The organism is Dryocola boscaweniae (assembly GCF_025215095.1).
Classification (GTDB): domain Bacteria; phylum Pseudomonadota; class Gammaproteobacteria; order Enterobacterales; family Enterobacteriaceae; genus Dryocola; species Dryocola boscaweniae.
The window spans coordinates 216,075-232,501 of the sequence record NZ_JALHAP010000079.1 but is presented as its reverse complement, the minus strand read 5'-3'; the positions used below and the strand labels follow the sequence as shown (position 1 = coordinate 232,501).

15 protein-coding genes are annotated in these 16,427 nt (G+C 52.4%); 5 read left to right on the top strand and 10 right to left on the bottom strand.

All coding sequences use genetic code 11. From position 1 onward, the window contains the following. Window positions 1-5 precede the first annotated feature (5 nt). The 5 genes from MUA00_RS13550 to syd form a co-directional block, all read right to left on the bottom strand. Window positions 6-1,358 carry an MFS transporter gene (locus tag MUA00_RS13550; protein ID WP_271123559.1) on the bottom strand — a complete coding sequence of 451 codons (1,353 nt, stop codon included), beginning with the start codon at window positions 1,356-1,358 and terminating at the stop codon, window positions 6-8. A gap of 360 nt (window positions 1,359-1,718) precedes the next feature. Next, a complete protein-coding gene (locus MUA00_RS13545; RefSeq protein ID WP_271123558.1) occupies window positions 1,719-2,168 on the bottom strand; it encodes a flavodoxin in 450 nt (149 codons plus the stop codon). A 16-nt stretch (window positions 2,169-2,184) separates the two neighbouring features. Next, window positions 2,185-2,967, bottom strand: a complete 783-nt coding sequence (gene truC, locus MUA00_RS13540) for a tRNA pseudouridine(65) synthase TruC (protein WP_271123557.1) — start codon at window positions 2,965-2,967, stop codon at window positions 2,185-2,187. Continuing rightward, window positions 2,967-3,296: a YqcC family protein gene (locus tag MUA00_RS13535; RefSeq protein WP_271123556.1), complete on the bottom strand. Its 330-nt coding sequence runs from the start codon at window positions 3,294-3,296 to the stop codon at window positions 2,967-2,969. Before MUA00_RS13535 ends, truC begins: the two co-directional genes overlap by 1 nt. A 655-nt stretch (window positions 3,297-3,951) precedes the next feature. Further along, a complete protein-coding gene (gene syd, locus MUA00_RS13530; protein ID WP_271123645.1) occupies window positions 3,952-4,500 on the bottom strand; it encodes a SecY-interacting protein in 549 nt (182 codons plus the stop codon). Between the two features lie 68 nt (window positions 4,501-4,568). Between syd and queF the strand changes: the two genes are divergently transcribed. From queF to MUA00_RS13510, 4 genes are all read left to right on the top strand, one after another. Then, on the top strand, window positions 4,569-5,411 hold the full coding sequence (queF, locus tag MUA00_RS13525; RefSeq protein WP_271123555.1) for an NADPH-dependent 7-cyano-7-deazaguanine reductase QueF: 843 nt from the start codon (window positions 4,569-4,571) through the stop codon (window positions 5,409-5,411). A gap of 114 nt (window positions 5,412-5,525) precedes the next feature. Continuing rightward, a complete protein-coding gene (gene ppnN, locus MUA00_RS13520; protein WP_271123554.1) occupies window positions 5,526-6,890 on the top strand; it encodes a nucleotide 5'-monophosphate nucleosidase PpnN in 1,365 nt (454 codons plus the stop codon). Between the two features lie 459 nt (window positions 6,891-7,349). Continuing rightward, window positions 7,350-8,639 carry an HAAAP family serine/threonine permease gene (locus MUA00_RS13515; protein WP_271123553.1) on the top strand — a complete coding sequence of 430 codons (1,290 nt, stop codon included), beginning with the start codon at window positions 7,350-7,352 and terminating at the stop codon, window positions 8,637-8,639. Between the two features lie 72 nt (window positions 8,640-8,711). Further along, the gene (locus MUA00_RS13510; protein ID WP_271123552.1) at window positions 8,712-10,076 is read left to right on the top strand and encodes an L-serine ammonia-lyase; all 1,365 of its coding nucleotides are present in this window, start codon (window positions 8,712-8,714) and stop codon (window positions 10,074-10,076) included. Window positions 10,077-10,188: 112 nt separating this feature from the next. On the opposite strand, the gene kduI is transcribed toward MUA00_RS13510, so the two are convergent. Beyond that, complete coding sequence (gene kduI / locus MUA00_RS13505) at window positions 10,189-11,025, bottom strand: 5-dehydro-4-deoxy-D-glucuronate isomerase (RefSeq protein WP_271123551.1); 837 nt, start codon at window positions 11,023-11,025, stop codon at window positions 10,189-10,191. A 435-nt stretch (window positions 11,026-11,460) separates the two neighbouring features. Next, window positions 11,461-12,645, bottom strand: coding sequence for an aminotransferase-like domain-containing protein (locus MUA00_RS13500; protein ID WP_271123550.1), 1,185 nt, complete (start codon window positions 12,643-12,645; stop codon window positions 11,461-11,463). Between the two features lie 185 nt (window positions 12,646-12,830). Here MUA00_RS13500 and xni point away from each other — a divergent pair, with 185 nt between their 5' ends. Further along, window positions 12,831-13,595, top strand: a complete 765-nt coding sequence (xni, locus tag MUA00_RS13495) for a flap endonuclease Xni (protein WP_271123549.1) — start codon at window positions 12,831-12,833, stop codon at window positions 13,593-13,595. A 146-nt stretch (window positions 13,596-13,741) separates the two neighbouring features. On the opposite strand, the gene rlmM is transcribed toward xni, so the two are convergent. From rlmM to gcvA, 3 genes are read right to left on the bottom strand one after another with little or no spacing between them, the layout of a single operon-like run. Further along, entirely contained in the window at window positions 13,742-14,848 is a 1,107-nt protein-coding gene (gene rlmM / locus MUA00_RS13490) for a 23S rRNA (cytidine(2498)-2'-O)-methyltransferase RlmM (RefSeq protein WP_271123548.1), read from the bottom strand. After that, window positions 14,841-15,236 (bottom strand): DUF423 domain-containing protein, encoded by a 396-nt coding sequence (locus tag MUA00_RS13485; protein WP_271123547.1) that lies wholly within the window; start codon window positions 15,234-15,236, stop codon window positions 14,841-14,843. Before MUA00_RS13485 ends, rlmM begins: the two co-directional genes overlap by 8 nt. 49 nt (window positions 15,237-15,285) lie before the next feature. After that, window positions 15,286-16,203, bottom strand: a complete 918-nt coding sequence (gene gcvA / locus MUA00_RS13480) for a glycine cleavage system transcriptional regulator GcvA (RefSeq protein WP_271123546.1) — start codon at window positions 16,201-16,203, stop codon at window positions 15,286-15,288. Window positions 16,204-16,427: the final 224 nt, after the last annotated feature.

Below are 16,427 nucleotides of genomic sequence, written 5' to 3'. Positions count from 1 at the left end.
CATTATCATCCTGTTATGACGGGTTTGAGTTCTACGCGTTTGATATCGCCAACGATAACCAGGTAGCTAAGCACCGCGACGAGCGCGTGGATCCCTACGTAAATCAGCGCCCCGTTAAACGAACCGGATACGCCGACAATGTAGCCAATAGCGATTGGCGTCACGATGCCGGAGACGTTGCCGAACATGTTAAACAGACCGCCGCTCAGGCCGCTGATCTCTTTTGGCGCGGTGTCGGCCATTACGGCCCAGCCCAATGCGCCAATGCCTTTGCCGAAGAAGGCCATCGCCATAAAGCCCACGACCATCCATTCAGCCTGGACGTAGTTACAGAACACCATACTGACCGAGAGCAACATCCCCAGTACGATGGGCGTTTTACGCGCAATGTTTAGCGAGCCCGTGCGGCGCATCAGCCAGTCAGAAATAATGCCGCCCAGCACGCCCCCCATAAATCCGCAAACCGCCGGTACCGAGGCCACAAAGCCCGCCTTCAGAATCGACATGCCTTTTTCCTGCACCAGATAAACCGGGAACCAGGTGATAAAGAAATAGGTTAAGGCGTTAATACAGTACTGGCCGATATAGATGCCGATCATCATGCGCGAGCCAATCAACTGTTTGATCTGCCCCCATTTCTGTGCGAACGGGACATGCTCTTTGGCTTTTTTCTGATCCATATTGATCAGCGCGCCGCCCTCTTCGATGTACTCAAGCTCTTTCTTGTTCACACCCGGATGGTTGTTCGGTTCGTGGATAACCTTCAGCCAGATAAAGCTAATGATGACGCCCAGTCCGCCCATGAAGAAGAATACGTGCGACCAACCCACTTCGTGCGTCAGCCAGCCCATAATCGGGGCGAAGATAACGGTCGCGAAGTATTGCGCAGAGTTAAAAATGGCCACTGCGGTGCCGCGCTCTTGCGCCGGGAACCAGGCCGCTACGATTCGGCTGTTGCCAGGGAAGGAAGGCGCTTCGGCCAACCCCACCAGAAAACGCAGCGTAAACAGCGCGATGATGATGCCAAAACCGCTAAAGATATCGACGAAACCCTGCAGCAGGGTAAACATCGACCAGATGAAGATGGACCAGAAATAGACGCGTTTCGAACCGAAACGGTCAAGCAGCCAGCCGCCCGGGATTTGGCCGATGACGTATGCCCAGGAGAACGCGGAAAAAACGTATCCCATGCCAATCGGGTCAAGACCAATGTCTTTTGCCATTTCGGAACCGGCAATCGACAGAGTGGCGCGGTCGCCATAGTTAAATGAAGTGACGATAAACAGCATCACCACTATCCAGTAGCGGGCGTTGGTTCTTTTTTCCACCGCGCTCGCCGTTTGGCTAATTGTGTTCATGATGCACTCCTGAACTGAACAGCATTTGTAGGGTAACGGGAATAGGGCTTTGGTTTTCGCACAGTATTTTTTTATTCGCGAAATGAGTCATTACGCTGGTTTGTGCGGCTTTATTGTTTAACCGAGAGAAAGTATATGGAGGGAGCCTGCCGGCCTCATCGTGCAAAGACACAAGTTTGTCGCCCCTCATCCGGGCAGTTTTTGGCTTCTGTCCATAAAGCTGGGGGATGGTTCACGCTTTTTGCAACAAGAGGCAGGAAGGAGTGCGGCAAAAGAGATGAATGCTGGCTTTGTGAGGGGCTTCGCTTGACGAAGCCTGGAAAATCACAGGAATGCCCTCCGGGCGGAGGGCATGAAAAACTAACTCAGCAGAGCGCCCCACTGTTCAATCCAGGGGTTGGCTACAACTTCAGGTTCAGGGTGGTCGTTGGCATCGATAGCCAGCACGTTGCCGATTCGTGTCGCGCCCTGTTCTTGCAGTAAGGCATCAAACTGCTTACCGCCACCGCAAAAATGATCGTAATTATTGTCGCCCAGGGCAATTAGCCCATAGCGTAACTCCGGCTGGTAACCCACTTCATCTTTTATGGCCTGAAACAGCGGAACAATGCTGTCGGGTAAATCGCCCTGCCCGGTGGTGGAGGTCACAACCAGCACATAGTGATGGCGATAATATTGCCAGTCTGACAGCTCGGGGTCTTCAAACACCGTGGCTTTGTGACCCTGTTTTTTCAAAATTGCTTCGGCTTCTTCTGCCACCAGCAGCGAGTTTCCATACATGGTGCCAACAAAAATACCCACTTCAGCCATAGGATTTCTCTCTGGATTATGGTTCCTGGTTTTCATCCTGACGGTTGCCTGCGGCAAACTCAACCTTTTCGATATCGCTAAGCATTCCGCGCCAGCCGAACTGTGACATCATCTGCATCCAGGTATCGTCCAGCCGTGCGCGCAGGGTAAGCGGCTCGCCGGTAACCGGATGACTAAGCTCAAGTTGGCTTGCGTGCAGCATCAAACGCTGACAGCCAAAATGTTCAGCGGCGGCGCGATTCTGGCGTAAATCTCCATGTTTGGAATCGCCGATAATAGGATGACGCAAATGCGAAAGGTGGCGGCGCAACTGGTGTTTGCGGCCGGTCTGCGGTTCCAGTTCCACAAGGCTGTAGCGCGCCGTTGGGTAACGTCCCACCGACACCGGCATTTCAACCGTCGCCATGCCGCGATAATGCGTTACCGCAGGCTGCGGGCCTTTATCAAGGCTTGCATGCTTGTCAGCGATTTTATCCAGCTCTTCGGTTAGCGGATAATCCAGCACCGCTTCATCCTCAAGCCAGCCTCGTGTCACGGCGTGATAACGCTTATGAATCTGATGATTTTCAAACTGCTGCGATAATAAATGCGCCACTTCGCTGGAAAGCGCCATCAGCAGTACGCCGGAAGTCGGCCTGTCCAGACGGTGAACGGTAAAAACATGCTGACCGATTTGATCGCGCACGGTTTGCATCACGAAGACATTTTCGTGTCTGTCCAGCCAGCTACGATGCACCAGCCAGCCCGACGGTTTATTCACCGCCACCAGCCATTCATCCTGATAAATGATTTCAAGCATCAATCGGCTGCGTCCGTAAACAAAACGTCCAGCTCCTGAAGTGCGGCCAGTAACTGTGCACGCCCGATATGGGCAGCATCCAGCGCCATTTCATAATAGGGCGCAATGGCAAACGAAGTCGGCAGCGGCTGTTTGCTGTCGATAAGCGCGTGCATACGCGGAATCAAAACCCACTGCAGCCACGCGTGCGGCTCCAGCGTGTCCATACAAAACGGCTGTGTGCTTTCAAACGCGGCGGGTTGCGGGGCAACGCTTTGCCATAACTGATGATCGCGTAAAACCTGTTCGATCGCGTGTAAATGCTGGCGTACCAGCGCATGGCGTTCCATGAAAACCTCATAAGTCAGTCAAAAGAAGCGGCCAAGCATACCACTTCTTCGGCGCGGCGAAAAAAATGCATAAAAAAAGGGAGCACTGTATAAAACAGTGCTCCCGGTTCGTTTCGCAGCTAATCCGGCTACTTTTGGTGCTCCCTGCTCGTCCTTGACAACTTTGTCCTGCGGTCTCCTGACCTACAATCCTTCGTACATGCGTCCTGCAACCAACATCCTGCTGGTCTCCTGCATCATCCTGATACGAAATCCTTTAGTCTTCCAGACCCGCCACTCTTCCTGATTCGGCTCTCATTCTCCGTCCTGGAGGTGTCCCTTACTCATCCTGAGTTGCTCCATGCTTCTTCCTGAAGCCTTCCTTGTAACACCATCCCGGTGCGTTCCGCTTCTTCGTGAAGTGACATCATCCTGATATCTCCTTCACTACCCGTCTTCCTTTCGACGAACACAGGATCTCTTATTTGGCGGACCCTGACAAGGTACCTGGTATGAAAGTCGCCATAAACTTTCATTCGAAAGCCAACGCGTATCGATGTAACTATTTGAGGAATAACAAAACGTGTTTTTCGTAGTCAGCCAATGCCTGACAAAAAGTTAGCGATCTCTTACAGCATTTGTAAGAGATATCTCACACGCATTGCGTACGACGGCGCTAAATCACCTGAGGCCTGAGCGATTCCAGGAACGCGACCAGCGATGGCGCAAGCGTTTTGCGCTGCTTTGTACCGATTTTCTCCAGCACAACTTCACCGCTTAAATTACACAGCGACACCACCTCCATTTCGTCCTGCGTGGTTGCAAGAAAAAGGGTTGGAGAAAGCTTCAGGCGTTTTTGCGTGACCAGATGACCAATTAAATTTTCCTGAACGCGCTGAAAATCATCTTCGCTCCAGGCCTGAAGAAGCGTTAAATCCAGGCTGCCGGACCGCGCGGGCATATCGCCTGCGAACTGCGTGGTGTAAAACTGATGGGCCGCGGGCTGTAGCGAGATATCCATCGCGCGTTCTACGGCGCTTAAATCGGCCTCAAGGGAAAAAGGCTGCGGTCGCCAGCGCACGTCGCTGCCGGTTGTGGTGACAATGCAGGGGGATGGTACGCCATACAGTTCTTCACTTGCAGGCCAGCCTCCGGTTTGCTCACGCCAAAGCGTGCAAAAACGTTCAGTGAATGCTTCCAGCGCCTGGCGCACATCGTTATCCATCAATTTCTCACTCACATAAGGCTGCGGTACAATAAAGGCCAATTGTACCCGCATTCTATTGGTGACACATGTCTTATGAACAACATCAGGCCTTAAGCGGCCTGACGCTGGGTAAGCCAACCGCTTATCAGGATACCTACGAACCAGCCCTGCTGCAGGCCGTGCCGCGCAGCCTCAATCGCGATCCGTTGGGCCTGCAGGCAGATAATCTGCCTTTCAACGGCGGCGATATCTGGACGCTCTACGAACTTTCCTGGCTGAACGATAACGGCCTGCCGCAGGTTGCCGTTGGGCACGTCCAGCTCGACGCCAACAGCGTTAACCTGGTGGAATCGAAAAGCTTTAAGCTCTATCTGAACAGTTTTAACCAGACGCGCTTTAGCGATTGGGAAACCGTACAGGAAACATTGAAACGCGATTTAAGCGCCTGCGCGCAGGGCGACGTCAGCGTCGTGCTGTTCCGTTTACATGAGCTCGAAGGCCAGGAAATTGCCGCTTTCAACGGCGAATGCATCGATGAGCAAAACATCGTTATCGATAGCTATGAGTTCAATGCCGGTTACCTTGAGGGCGCCGCCGGCAGCGAAATCGTAGAAGAAACGCTGGTCAGCCATCTTCTCAAATCCAACTGCCTGATTACCCATCAGCCGGACTGGGGTTCAGTGCAGATTCGCTATCGCGGCTCGCGTATTGATCGTGAAAAGCTGCTGCGTTATCTCGTGTCGTTCCGCCACCACAATGAATTCCACGAGCAGTGCGTTGAGCGAATTTTTAATGATATTCAGCGTTTTTGCGGGCCGCAGTCCCTGAGCGTTTATGCGCGTTACACCCGCCGTGGCGGGCTGGATATCAACCCATGGCGCACCAACACCGATTTCCATCCGGCATTTGGCCGCCTGGTTCGCCAATAAATGCGAAATGCCTCGCAGGGCCATAATGGATTGATGTTTTCGGGTTGTTAAATCCGCTGCGGCAGGGCTATTGTAATCAGTGGGAGCGGCACACTCGCTCCGTAAGGAGTTTACTTGATTACACATATTAGCCCTCTTGGCTCAATGGATATGTTGTCGCAACTGGAAGTCGACATGCTTAAACGCACGGCCAGCAGCGACATTTACCAACTTTTCCGCAACTGTTCGCTTGCCGTCCTTAACTCAGGAAGCCAGACCGACAGCAGCAAAGAACTACTCTCACGCTACGAAAACTTTGATATCAACGTGTTGCGCCGCGAACGCGGCGTCAAACTTGAGCTAATTAATCCACCGGATGAAGCCTTCGTTGATGGCCGAATTATCCGCGCCCTGCAGGCTAACCTGTTCGCGGTATTGCGCGATATTCTGTTCGTTAACGGCCAACTCGCTAACGCAGGCCGCTTTCCGAACCTTGATCTGGAAGACTCCTCACACATCACCAACATGGTGTTTTCGATACTGCGAAATGCCCGCGCGCTGCACGTTGGCGAAGCGCCAAACCTCGTGGTTTGCTGGGGCGGACACTCCATTAACGAAAATGAATACCTGTATGCTCGTCGCGTAGGCACCCAGCTTGGCCTGCGTGAACTCAATATCTGCACCGGCTGTGGGCCAGGCGCGATGGAAGCGCCAATGAAAGGCGCGGCGGTAGGCCAGGCGCAGCAGCGCTATCGCGAAGGCCGCTTTATTGGCCTCACAGAGCCTTCGATTATCGCTGCCGAACCGCCCAATCCGCTGGTTAACGAGCTGATTATCATGCCGGATATTGAGAAACGTCTGGAAGCCTTTGTCCGTATCGCCCACGGCATTATTATTTTCCCGGGCGGCGTGGGAACGGCAGAAGAATTGCTCTATCTGCTGGGCATACTGATGAATCCGCACAACCACGATCAGGTGCTGCCGCTGATTCTGACCGGCCCGAAAGAGAGCGAAGACTACTTCCGCGTGCTGGACGAGTTTATCGTCAATACCGTCGGCGAACAGGCCCGGCGTCACTATAAAATCATCATTGACGATGCCCCGGAAGTGGCGCGCCTGATGAAAAAAGCGATGCCGCAGGTGAAAGAGAACCGCCGAGAAACCGGCGACGCCTACAGTTTCAACTGGTCGATTCGTATCGCGCAGGATCTGCAGATGCCGTTTGAGCCCTCCCATGAAAACATGGCGAACCTTAACCTGCATCCGAACCAGCCGGCGGAAAAACTGGCGGCGGCGCTACGCCGGGCTTTCTCGGGCATTGTTGCCGGCAACGTAAAAGAAAGCGGCATTCGCGCCATCGAAGAATACGGTCCGTACAAGATTCACGGCGATGTTCAGATGATGAAACGCATGGACGACCTGCTGCAAGGATTTGTGGCGCAACACCGTATGAAGCTCCCCGGCAGCGCCTATATCCCCTGTTACGAAATCTGCACCTGATTCCCCAAGGGCGACTGCGATGTCGCCCTCTCTATTTTTAACTCAGCTTTACAAACCAAACGATTGCGCTCCTCCCTTTCCCACTAATCATCATGCCCTTTGAACAATTTCACGTCGAAAATACTGCTTAAGCCGCTTTATGTAGATAAAACCGAATTATTTATAAGAGGATAATTTATCGCATCTTTCACAGATGCTAGTCTCTGCGCGCTTAAATATGGCGTGTGGGATCTCAAGCAGTGTGAAATACCGTCAATAACCTTATAGATGGTGGATTCATGCATTTGGGATCGCGATCACTGATACATTGATTACATAAATGTATCTTTCCGCCCGCCAATAGTTACGGGATAAAATTACTAGAAAAAAGCCCTGGCACAGAATTTAGTTTCATCGGTCATTCGATAAGCATCTTTATTGACTGAAATTTTGCAAAAATCGTTTCTTCTGGAGAAGTTGATGGATACCACACAAACCGGCAGTATTGCCTCTGTCGAGACAAAAAGTTCCTGGCGTAAGACTGATACCATGTGGATGCTGGGCCTGTATGGCACCGCAATTGGTGCTGGCGTTCTGTTCCTGCCAATTAACGCAGGCGTAGGCGGCCTTATTCCACTGCTGATTATGGCAGTGCTTGCCTTTCCAATGACCTATTTTGCGCATCGTGGCTTAACCCGCTTTGTGCTGTCCGGTAAAAATCCTGGCGAAGACATTACTGAAGTTGTAGAAGAACACTTTGGCATCGGCGCAGGTAAAATCATCACCCTGCTCTATTTCTTCGCCATTTACCCGATTCTGCTGGTTTACAGCGTGGCAATCACTAATACCGTAGACAGCTTCATTACTCACCAGTTGGGTATGGTTTCGCCTCCGCGCGCCATTCTATCCCTGATTCTGATTGTCGGCATGATGACTATTGTTCGTTTCGGCGAGCAGATGATAGTGAAGGCGATGAGCATCCTGGTGTTCCCGTTTGTTATCGCTCTGATGCTTCTGGCGCTGTATTTGATTCCTAACTGGAGCGGCGCGGTGTTCGAAACCCTGTCCTTAAGCGGCACTCCGGCGACCGGCAGTGGCCTGTGGATGACCCTGTGGCTGGCAATCCCGGTTATGGTGTTCTCCTTTAACCACTCACCGATCATCTCCTCTTTCGCGGTTGCCAAGCGTGAAGAGTACGGCGAGGAAGCTGAGAAGAAATGCTCCCGCATTCTGGCTTTCGCACACATCATGATGGTGCTGACCGTAATGTTCTTCGTGTTCAGTTGCGTACTGAGCCTGTCGCCTGCGAACCTGGCTGAAGCTAAAGCACAGAACATCTCTATTCTGTCTTACCTGGCTAACCACTTTAACGCACCGATCATCGCCTGGATGGCGCCAATCATCGCGATTGTAGCTATTACTAAATCCTTCCTCGGCCACTATTTAGGCGCGCGTGAAGGCTTTAACGGCATGGTTATCAAAACGCTGCGCGGCAAAGGCAAGAGCATCGAAATCAGCAAACTGAACCGCATTACCGCGATCTTCATGCTGGTCACCACCTGGATTGTGGCCACCCTGAACCCGAGCATTCTGGGCATGATTGAAACCCTGGGCGGCCCGATTATCGCGATGATCCTGTTCCTGATGCCGATGTATGCTATTCAGAAAGTACCTGCTATGCGTAAATACAGCGGCCATATCAGCAACGTATTCGTTGTTGTGATGGGCCTGATTGCTATCTCCGCTATCTCTTACTCTCTGTTCGGCTAATTCGCCTTTAAACCGCCTGCTTTCTGCGGGCGGTTCTCCCCTCTTCAACGTCACTCACGCAATGGAAGCATCATGATTAGCGTATTCGACATTTTTAAAATTGGTATCGGGCCTTCCAGCTCTCATACCGTCGGCCCGATGAAGGCTGGCAAGCAGTTCGCAGACGACTTAATCGCGCAAGGGATATTGCACGATGTTACCCGCGTAATTGTTGATGTTTATGGTTCGCTCTCCCTGACCGGTAAAGGCCACCACACTGATATCGCGATTATTATGGGCCTTGCGGGAAATCTGCCGGATAGCGTGGATATCGATGCCATTCCGCATTTCATTCAGGATGTGAATACCCATGGCCGACTGATGCTGGCTAACGGCGCGCATGAAGTGGAATTCCCGGTAGATTGCTGCATGAATTTCCATGCGGATAATTTGTCGCTGCATGAAAACGGTATGCGCATCACCGCTCTGGCGGGCGACAAGGTGTTGTACAGCCAGACTTATTACTCCATCGGCGGCGGATTTATCGTCGATGAAGCCCACTTTGGGCAGGAAGATACCCAACAGGTTGCGGTGCCTTATCCCTATAAGAACGCGGCCGACTTGCGCAAACACTGCGATACAACCGGCCTGTCGCTCTCCGGCTTAATGATGCAAAACGAACGTGCGATGCATACTCAGGCGGAAATCAACGCGCATTTTGCAAACGTCTGGGATGTCATGCGCAGCGGCATTGAACGCGGCATCACCACCGAAGGCGTTCTGCCGGGTAAAATGCGGGTACCGCGCCGCGCCGCCGCGTTACGCAGAATGCTGGTGAGCAGTGATAAAAACAATTCGGACCCCATGACCGTTGTTGACTGGATCAATATGTTTGCGCTGGCGGTTAACGAAGAGAACGCTGCGGGCGGCCGCGTGGTAACAGCGCCGACAAACGGCGCCTGCGGTATTGTTCCGGCGGTGCTGGCTTACTATGACAAGTTTATCCGTGAAGTGAACACTAATTCCTGCGCACGCTACTTCCTGGCTGCGGGGGCGATTGGTTCGCTGTACAAAATGAACGCCTCTATTTCTGGTGCGGAAGTTGGCTGCCAGGGCGAAGTTGGCGTGGCTTGTTCTATGGCTGCGGCAGGCCTTGCGGAGCTGCTGGGCGGCAGCCCGGCGCAGGTTTGTATCGCTGCGGAAATCGGGATGGAACATAACCTTGGCCTGACTTGCGATCCGGTTGCGGGCCAGGTGCAGGTGCCCTGCATCGAGCGTAACGCCATTGCTGCGGTAAAAGCGGTGAATGCGGCTCGTATGGCGCTGCGCCGCACCAGTGAGCCACGCGTTTGTCTCGATAAGGTGATTGAAACCATGTACGAAACCGGGAAAGACATGAACGCCAAATACCGTGAAACTTCTCGCGGCGGACTGGCGATGAAGGTTTCCTGCGATTAAAAACAAAGGATTATGTCTTCTGGTTTATCCCAAACACCCGGAAACCACATTTTTCGGGTGTTTGTCATCAATCTGAGGCCCTCGCTTGAGAAGCATTTTATTGCTGGCGGTCTTAGCGCAAGTCTCCCACTTTTACGTGGTCCATATCATCAAACACCTGATTTTCACCCACCATTCCCCAGATAAAGGTGTACGCGCGCGTACCTACGCCTGAGTGAATAGACCAGCTTGGTGAAATCACCGCCTGCTCATTTTGCACCACGATATGACGAGTTTCCTGCGGCTGGCCCATCATATGGAACACGCAGCTATTCTCTTCCAGACCAAAATAGAAATAGACTTCCATGCGACGTTCATGCGTGTGGCAAGGCATGGTGTTCCACAGGTTACCCGGTGCAAGTTCGGTCAGCCCCATGCTCAACTGGCAGGTTTCCAGCACGTCCGGCACGAAATATTTGTTGATGGTGCGACGGTTGCTGGTGACATCTTCACCCAGCGTAACCGGTGCAACGTCCGCAGGCGTAACGCGTTTGGTCGGATAAGCCGTGTGGGCTGGCGCGCAGTTATAGTAGAAACGAGCAGGTCTGGACGCATCAACGCTTTCGAACGCCACTTCTTTCGCGCCTTTACCTACATACAGCGCGTCGCGATGACCAATTTCATAGCTGGAGCCATCTACCGTAATGGCGCCGGGGCCGCCAATATTAATGACGCCCAGCTCGCGGCGTTCGAGGAAGTAGCTTACGCCAAGCTGCTTACCCACTTCACCGCCCACGCTCACTGAACGCGTCACAGGCATTACGCCGCCGACAATAATACGGTCGATATGGCTGTAGGTCATAGTGTACCGGTCGGCCTGGAAAATGGTCTCAATCAGGAACTCTTTACGCAGACCGGCAGTATCGAGCATTTTCGCGTGATCGCTGTGAATGCTTTGACGAATATCCATGACTTCTCCTCTCTGGCAGTTCTGAACGGATGCGTCTGACATATCCGCTGCTATTAATGAAAAACTACAATTTAAATATTTTTTAATTACACAAAACTTACCTTCAGTCGCCTTACAAACTATTTTAGTGCCGGGAGGATAAAAATAATGCGATCTAAATTGAAATATAGTTTCAGTGTGCTTGAATCACAATTCCAACTAATCAGCAGGACCCGTTATAAACTATCCTCTGGAGCACTGCCACGCGGGTAACGTCTTTCATAGCTGCGCGCCAGCCATCGGCGCTTCCATCGATTTACATGCAACCGGTGCGGTGCTTGAGGGACTGCCGCTTCATCTGCGGCAGACGCGTGTGCGGCAAGGAATGTGAGAAAGAACTGGTGCAGGAAGTACAGCATCGCTAAAAGAAAAGGAGCCGTTTGGCTCCTCTTTTAATTACAGCGCTGACTTCAGGCGCTGTACTGCCTCATAAAGCTGCTCTTCCGTGGCTGTCGCATAAGAGAAACGCAGCGTCTTTTTGTCCGCGTTATCACTAAAGAAGAACTCGCCCGGCACGTAGACCACGCCTTTCTCCAGCGTCTGCTGCAGCCACTTTGTAGTATCAAACTCGTAGCGGAACTGCGCCCACAGGAACATACCGCCCTGCGGTTGGTTAAAGCTGATATGTTCGCCCAGCTCTTCTTGCAGGTAGCGCGAAAGGCTCAGGCATTTTTGCTTGTAAACATCGCGAATCAGGGCAATCTGCGGATTAAGCCGCCCCAGCGTTAAATAAGCAGCGACTAATGACTGAGAGAAGGAGTTCGCATGAAGATCGGTCGCCTGCTTAACGATCGCCACCTTCTGCTTCATCCATTCCGGCAGGATTACCCAGCCCACACGCAGGCCCGGCGCCAGAATTTTTGAGAAGGTTGAGGTATAGACCACGTTCTCGTGATTGCCCATCTCCGCCGCAACCTGAAAGAGCGTTTTCTGACGCTCTTCGGTAAAGCTGATGGCGCCGTACGGATCGTCCTCAATAATAATAAAATCGTGCTCAATGGCCAGCTTCACCAGCTTCTCGCGACGTTCGGCGCTAAGAGTCGTGCCGCTCGGGTTACCAAAGGTCGGCACCAGATAAACGCACTTAATACGGGTCGTTTTAAGCAACGCTTCCAGTTCATCGACAATCATGCCGTGCTCGTCACCGCCTACGGATTGCACCCGGGCTTCAGTGAGGCTAAGAATTTGCAGCGTAGCAAGATAAGTAGGGCGCTCAACGACAAAGACGTCTCCCGGATTCGCCAGCGCGCGAATCAGCAGATCCAGCGCCTGCTGAGAACCGGAAGTAATAAGCAACTGGTCAGGATTAGTGGTAATGCCGCGCTCCCGGCACAGGCCGACAAGCTGCTGACGAAGTTCGACATTTCCTTCCGTTAAGCCGTACTGGAAAGCATCGTTGAAATTCTTATCCACCACCATTTGCGTGGCCTGCGCCAGGCCTTCTTTATCAAACAGTTCCTGGGAGGGAATACCTCCGGCAAGCGAAATCACGCCCGGCATTTTGCTGTGTTTTAAAAGTTCGCGGATGGCTGAAGGCTGCAGGTTCTGGATACGGTGTGCGAGGTGCGTGCTCTTGCTCATATTGTTATCTCTGATTTTTGTTCGCCTAAAATATACATAGCAATCAAATTAATTAGCAATGCCTTTTCAGAAGTAAAAGCGATGCTTTTTTTTGCGAGGCGCTTTCCCAAATTAATTTCTCAGGTTCGCCCGCTGTACAGGGAAATGTTAAAGTGGATGAAGTCATTATGGAAAGTGAAAAAACAATGAGCATTCATCTACTTATCGTCGACGCCCTGAATCTGATCCGCCGTATTCATGCGGTACAGGGCTCGCCGTGCGCCGACACCTGCCTGCATGCCCTTGAAGCGCTGATAACCCATAGCCAGCCAACCCATGCCGTTGCGGTGTTTGACGATGAAGACAGACGCGAAGGCTGGCGGCATCAGGCGTTACCGGACTATAAAGCCGGACGGGCGCCGATGCCGGAAACCTTGCAGCATGAATTGCCCTCCATTCGGGAAGCCTTCACCCGCCGCGGCGTTGCCTGCTGGCATTCGCCGGGTAACGAGGCGGACGATCTTGCGGCGACGCTTGCCGCTAAGCTTGCAGCGGGCGGCCATCGCGCTACTATCGTTTCCACGGATAAAGGCTTTTGCCAGTTGCTCGCGCCTACGATTGAGATCCGCGACTACTTTCAGAAACGCTGGCTGGATGCGCCTTTTATTGCGCAGGAGTACGGCGTGCGGCCCGAACAACTGCCGGATTTCTGGGGCCTGGCGGGCATCAGCAGCAGCAAAATTCCAGGCGTTGCCGGTATCGGGCCGAAAAGCGCAACGCAGTTGATAAATCAGTTCTCAACGCTTGAAGAGCTCTATCAGCGGCTGGATGAAGTGCCGGAGAAATGGCGGAAAAAGCTGGAGCAGCATAAAGAGAGCGCCTTTGTCTGTCGCCAGGTTGCAAGTTTGCAGACGGATTTAACGCTGGATGGGAATTTGCAGCAGCTACGGCTGCCCGCTAGCCGCTCATAGTTTCGATATTTATGGTGGATGGCGCTTCGCTTATCCACCCTACAGCTCACTTTGTAAATCAGGTAAGCAGCGGCACCCGACAACTGAATTCGTAGGTCGGGTAAGCGGCAGCGCCACCCGACAATATTCACGTCAAACCCTGAATCTTAACTACGCTCGTCGCGACGGCCGCCGACGGCCGCCCACATGCGGCGAACGTGTACGGTCACTTCTTCACGATCGTGGTAAAGCTGACGTGCCTGAATCTGCGCGCTGATGCCGTTTTCTTCAAGCTTCTCGCGGATCTGCGCAAGGTTTTGCGAAACCTCTTCATAACGCTTTTTCATTGGCAGCTTGAGGTTAAAAATGGTTTCGCGACACCAGCCGTTTACAAGCCAGGTAGCCATCAGGCTCGCGACTTTAGCTGGCTTCTCCACCATGTCGCATACCATCCAGGAGATATTGGTGCGCGTTGGCTTATATTTAAAACCGTCTTCACGTAGCCAGGTAACCTGCCCGGTATCCATCAGGCTTTGCGCCATCGGACCGTTATCCACAGAAGAAACCCACATGTTGCGTTTCACCAGTTGGTAAGTCCAGCCGCCGGGGCACGCGCCCAAATCCACCGCGTACATGCCGTTTGCCAGGCGCTCGTCCCACTCGTCGGCCGGAATAAACACGTGGAACGCCTCTTCAAGCTTCAGCGTTGAGCGGCTTGGCGCGTCCGACGGGAATTTAAGGCGCGGAATGCCCATATAGAACGGCGAATTATTGTCGGCATACGAATAGCCGGTATAGCAGCAGCCGGGGGCAATAAAGAACACGTGCACCACTGGGCGTTTCGGCGTTTCGTAGTTAGCCAGCACGCCCGCTTCACGCAGGCTGGCGCGCAGCGGTACGGTAAGCTTGCGGCAGAACTTCATCAGTTCTTTGCTTTCATTGGTGTCGGCAACTTCAACGCGCAGATCGCCGCCCTTCTCAACGACACCCTGAAGCATGCCGGCGATCGGCGTGATACGATCCTCTGGTGGAAGATCTTTTAATAGCTCGCCGGCAACGATCATCTGGCGAGCAAAGATCAGATCGCTAAACGGCAGTTCACGCGCCAGCTTGTCAGCATCTTCTGGCTGATAGCATTCAAAAATCACGTAGCCGCTGCTTTCTTTTACGCGTGCAAAACCATACACGCCCCGGCTTCCCGCTTTATCGGTAATTTCCGCCGCGCACTCTTTTTCGAAGCCCTGGCGGCAGTATAAAATAACTTTATTATTCATGGCTTGCGCCCTTACGTTTCAGGCGCATTGCACCAATCAACATCAAAATCCAGCCGGCGAGGAAACTTACCCCGCCGACAGGTGTAACAAACGCCCACAGGCGTAAATGCGACAGCGCCAGGCAATAAAGACTGCCGCTGAATAAGACGGTGCCGAGCGCCATAAATACGCTGCTCCAGTAAAACCAGATGCTGATGCGGCGCTGCATGGCAACCGCCAGGCCAAAAATAGCCAGCGTATGAAACGCCTGATATTCAAGACCCGTTTGGATCCAACCCATCTCTACAACACCGAGAGACTTGCTTAATACATGCGCCCCAAAGGCTCCCAGGGCAACGAAAATAAAGCCGCTGATAGCGGTAAAAATCAGCATGAAACGGCTGGTCATGTTGTAACCCTAAATGTAAGGCGCGGATTGAGGCCGCGCGAGGATTTACTTATTGATCGTAGCGGAAGCGGAATTTCTCTTGTTCGCTGGCGGCTTTTGCCAGGATCCACTGCCGGAATGCGGCTATTTTACCGAGTTCTGCCTGACTGTCATGACAAACAAGATAAAACGCATTTTTACTCACCAGAACATCGTTAAACGGGCAAACCAGGCGACCCGCTTCGATTTCAGACTGCGCCATTACGTTGTTTGCCAGCGCAATGCCCTGTCCATGAATAGCGGCCTGCAGCACCATAGCGCTGTGGCTAAAGATAGGCCCTTGCTGCACATTAATGTGGCTTACACCAAGCTGGCGCGTGTAAGTTTGCCAGTCCCGCCGCGAAGCATCATGTAATAAAGTGTGCCGCGCCAGGTCTTCCGGGGTTTTAATCGGTCTGTCGCCCGTAAGCAACATCGGCGAACAAACCGGCAGCAGATATTCGGCATACAGTTTTTCTACCCGCAAACCAGGCCAGTTGCCGCGTCCGTAAAAAATAGCCACGTCGACGTCGTCAGAAAGTTTATCTTCCTGACGGTCAACCGCTTGTATACGCACGTCGATTCCCGGATAAGCTGAGTTAAAGCTTGAAAGGCGAGGCACCAGCCAGTGAATGGCAAAACTTGGCAATAAACTTACCGTCAGAGCGCCTTTTGCGCTCCTGGCCTGGAGCTTGCGCGTCGCTTCCGTGAGCTGAGAAAAAATCTCTTTAATATCCAGATAATAGCTCTGCCCTTCTTCAGTAAGCAGCAAAGATCGGTTACGACGACGGAACAGTTTTAGCCCTAAAAAGTCCTCAAGGGACTTAATCTGGTGGCTAACTGCCGCCTGGGTGACAAATAACTCTTCGGCCGCTTTAGTAAAACTCAGGTGGCGAGCAGCGGCATCAAAAACACGTAAAGCATTCAGAGGTGGCAAGCGCTTGGACATAGTTGACAGGCTTAAATGTTAATGGCTGTTAACAAACAGGTTATTTTAATTAACCTATTAGTTTTTTTTATCTGAGCCATTATAAATTGTCCGTTGAGGATGCACCAGCAAATACCTATAGTGGCGGCACTTCCTGAGCCGGAACGAAAAGTTGTCTGGAATGCGTGTTCTGGAGGGCTTTTGGCTTACGGTTGTGATGTTGTGTTGTTGTGTTTGCATTTGGT

Excerpts from the sequence above, each read along its gene's own strand:
- MUA00_RS13550 (WP_271123559.1), bottom strand. The coding sequence starts at position 1,358 with ATGAACACAATTAGCCAAACGGCGAGCGCGGTGGAAAAAAGAACCAAC.
- MUA00_RS13510 (WP_271123552.1), top strand. The coding sequence starts at position 8,712 with ATGATTAGCGTATTCGACATTTTTAAAATTGGTATCGGGCCTTCCAGC.
- rlmM (WP_271123548.1), bottom strand. The coding sequence starts at position 14,848 with ATGAATAATAAAGTTATTTTATACTGCCGCCAGGGCTTCGAAAAAGAG.
- queF (WP_271123555.1), top strand. The coding sequence starts at position 4,569 with ATGTCTTATGAACAACATCAGGCCTTAAGCGGCCTGACGCTGGGTAAG.
- syd (WP_271123645.1), bottom strand. The coding sequence starts at position 4,500 with ATGGATAACGATGTGCGCCAGGCGCTGGAAGCATTCACTGAACGTTTT.
- MUA00_RS13545 (WP_271123558.1), bottom strand. The coding sequence starts at position 2,168 with ATGGCTGAAGTGGGTATTTTTGTTGGCACCATGTATGGAAACTCGCTG.
- MUA00_RS13485 (WP_271123547.1), bottom strand. The coding sequence starts at position 15,236 with ATGACCAGCCGTTTCATGCTGATTTTTACCGCTATCAGCGGCTTTATT.
- MUA00_RS13535 (WP_271123556.1), bottom strand. The coding sequence starts at position 3,296 with ATGGAACGCCATGCGCTGGTACGCCAGCATTTACACGCGATCGAACAG.
- gcvA (WP_271123546.1), bottom strand. The coding sequence starts at position 16,203 with ATGTCCAAGCGCTTGCCACCTCTGAATGCTTTACGTGTTTTTGATGCC.
- kduI (WP_271123551.1), bottom strand. The coding sequence starts at position 11,025 with ATGGATATTCGTCAAAGCATTCACAGCGATCACGCGAAAATGCTCGAT.
- MUA00_RS13515 (WP_271123553.1), top strand. The coding sequence starts at position 7,350 with ATGGATACCACACAAACCGGCAGTATTGCCTCTGTCGAGACAAAAAGT.
- truC (WP_271123557.1), bottom strand. The coding sequence starts at position 2,967 with ATGCTTGAAATCATTTATCAGGATGAATGGCTGGTGGCGGTGAATAAA.
- xni (WP_271123549.1), top strand. The coding sequence starts at position 12,831 with ATGAGCATTCATCTACTTATCGTCGACGCCCTGAATCTGATCCGCCGT.
- MUA00_RS13500 (WP_271123550.1), bottom strand. The coding sequence starts at position 12,645 with ATGAGCAAGAGCACGCACCTCGCACACCGTATCCAGAACCTGCAGCCT.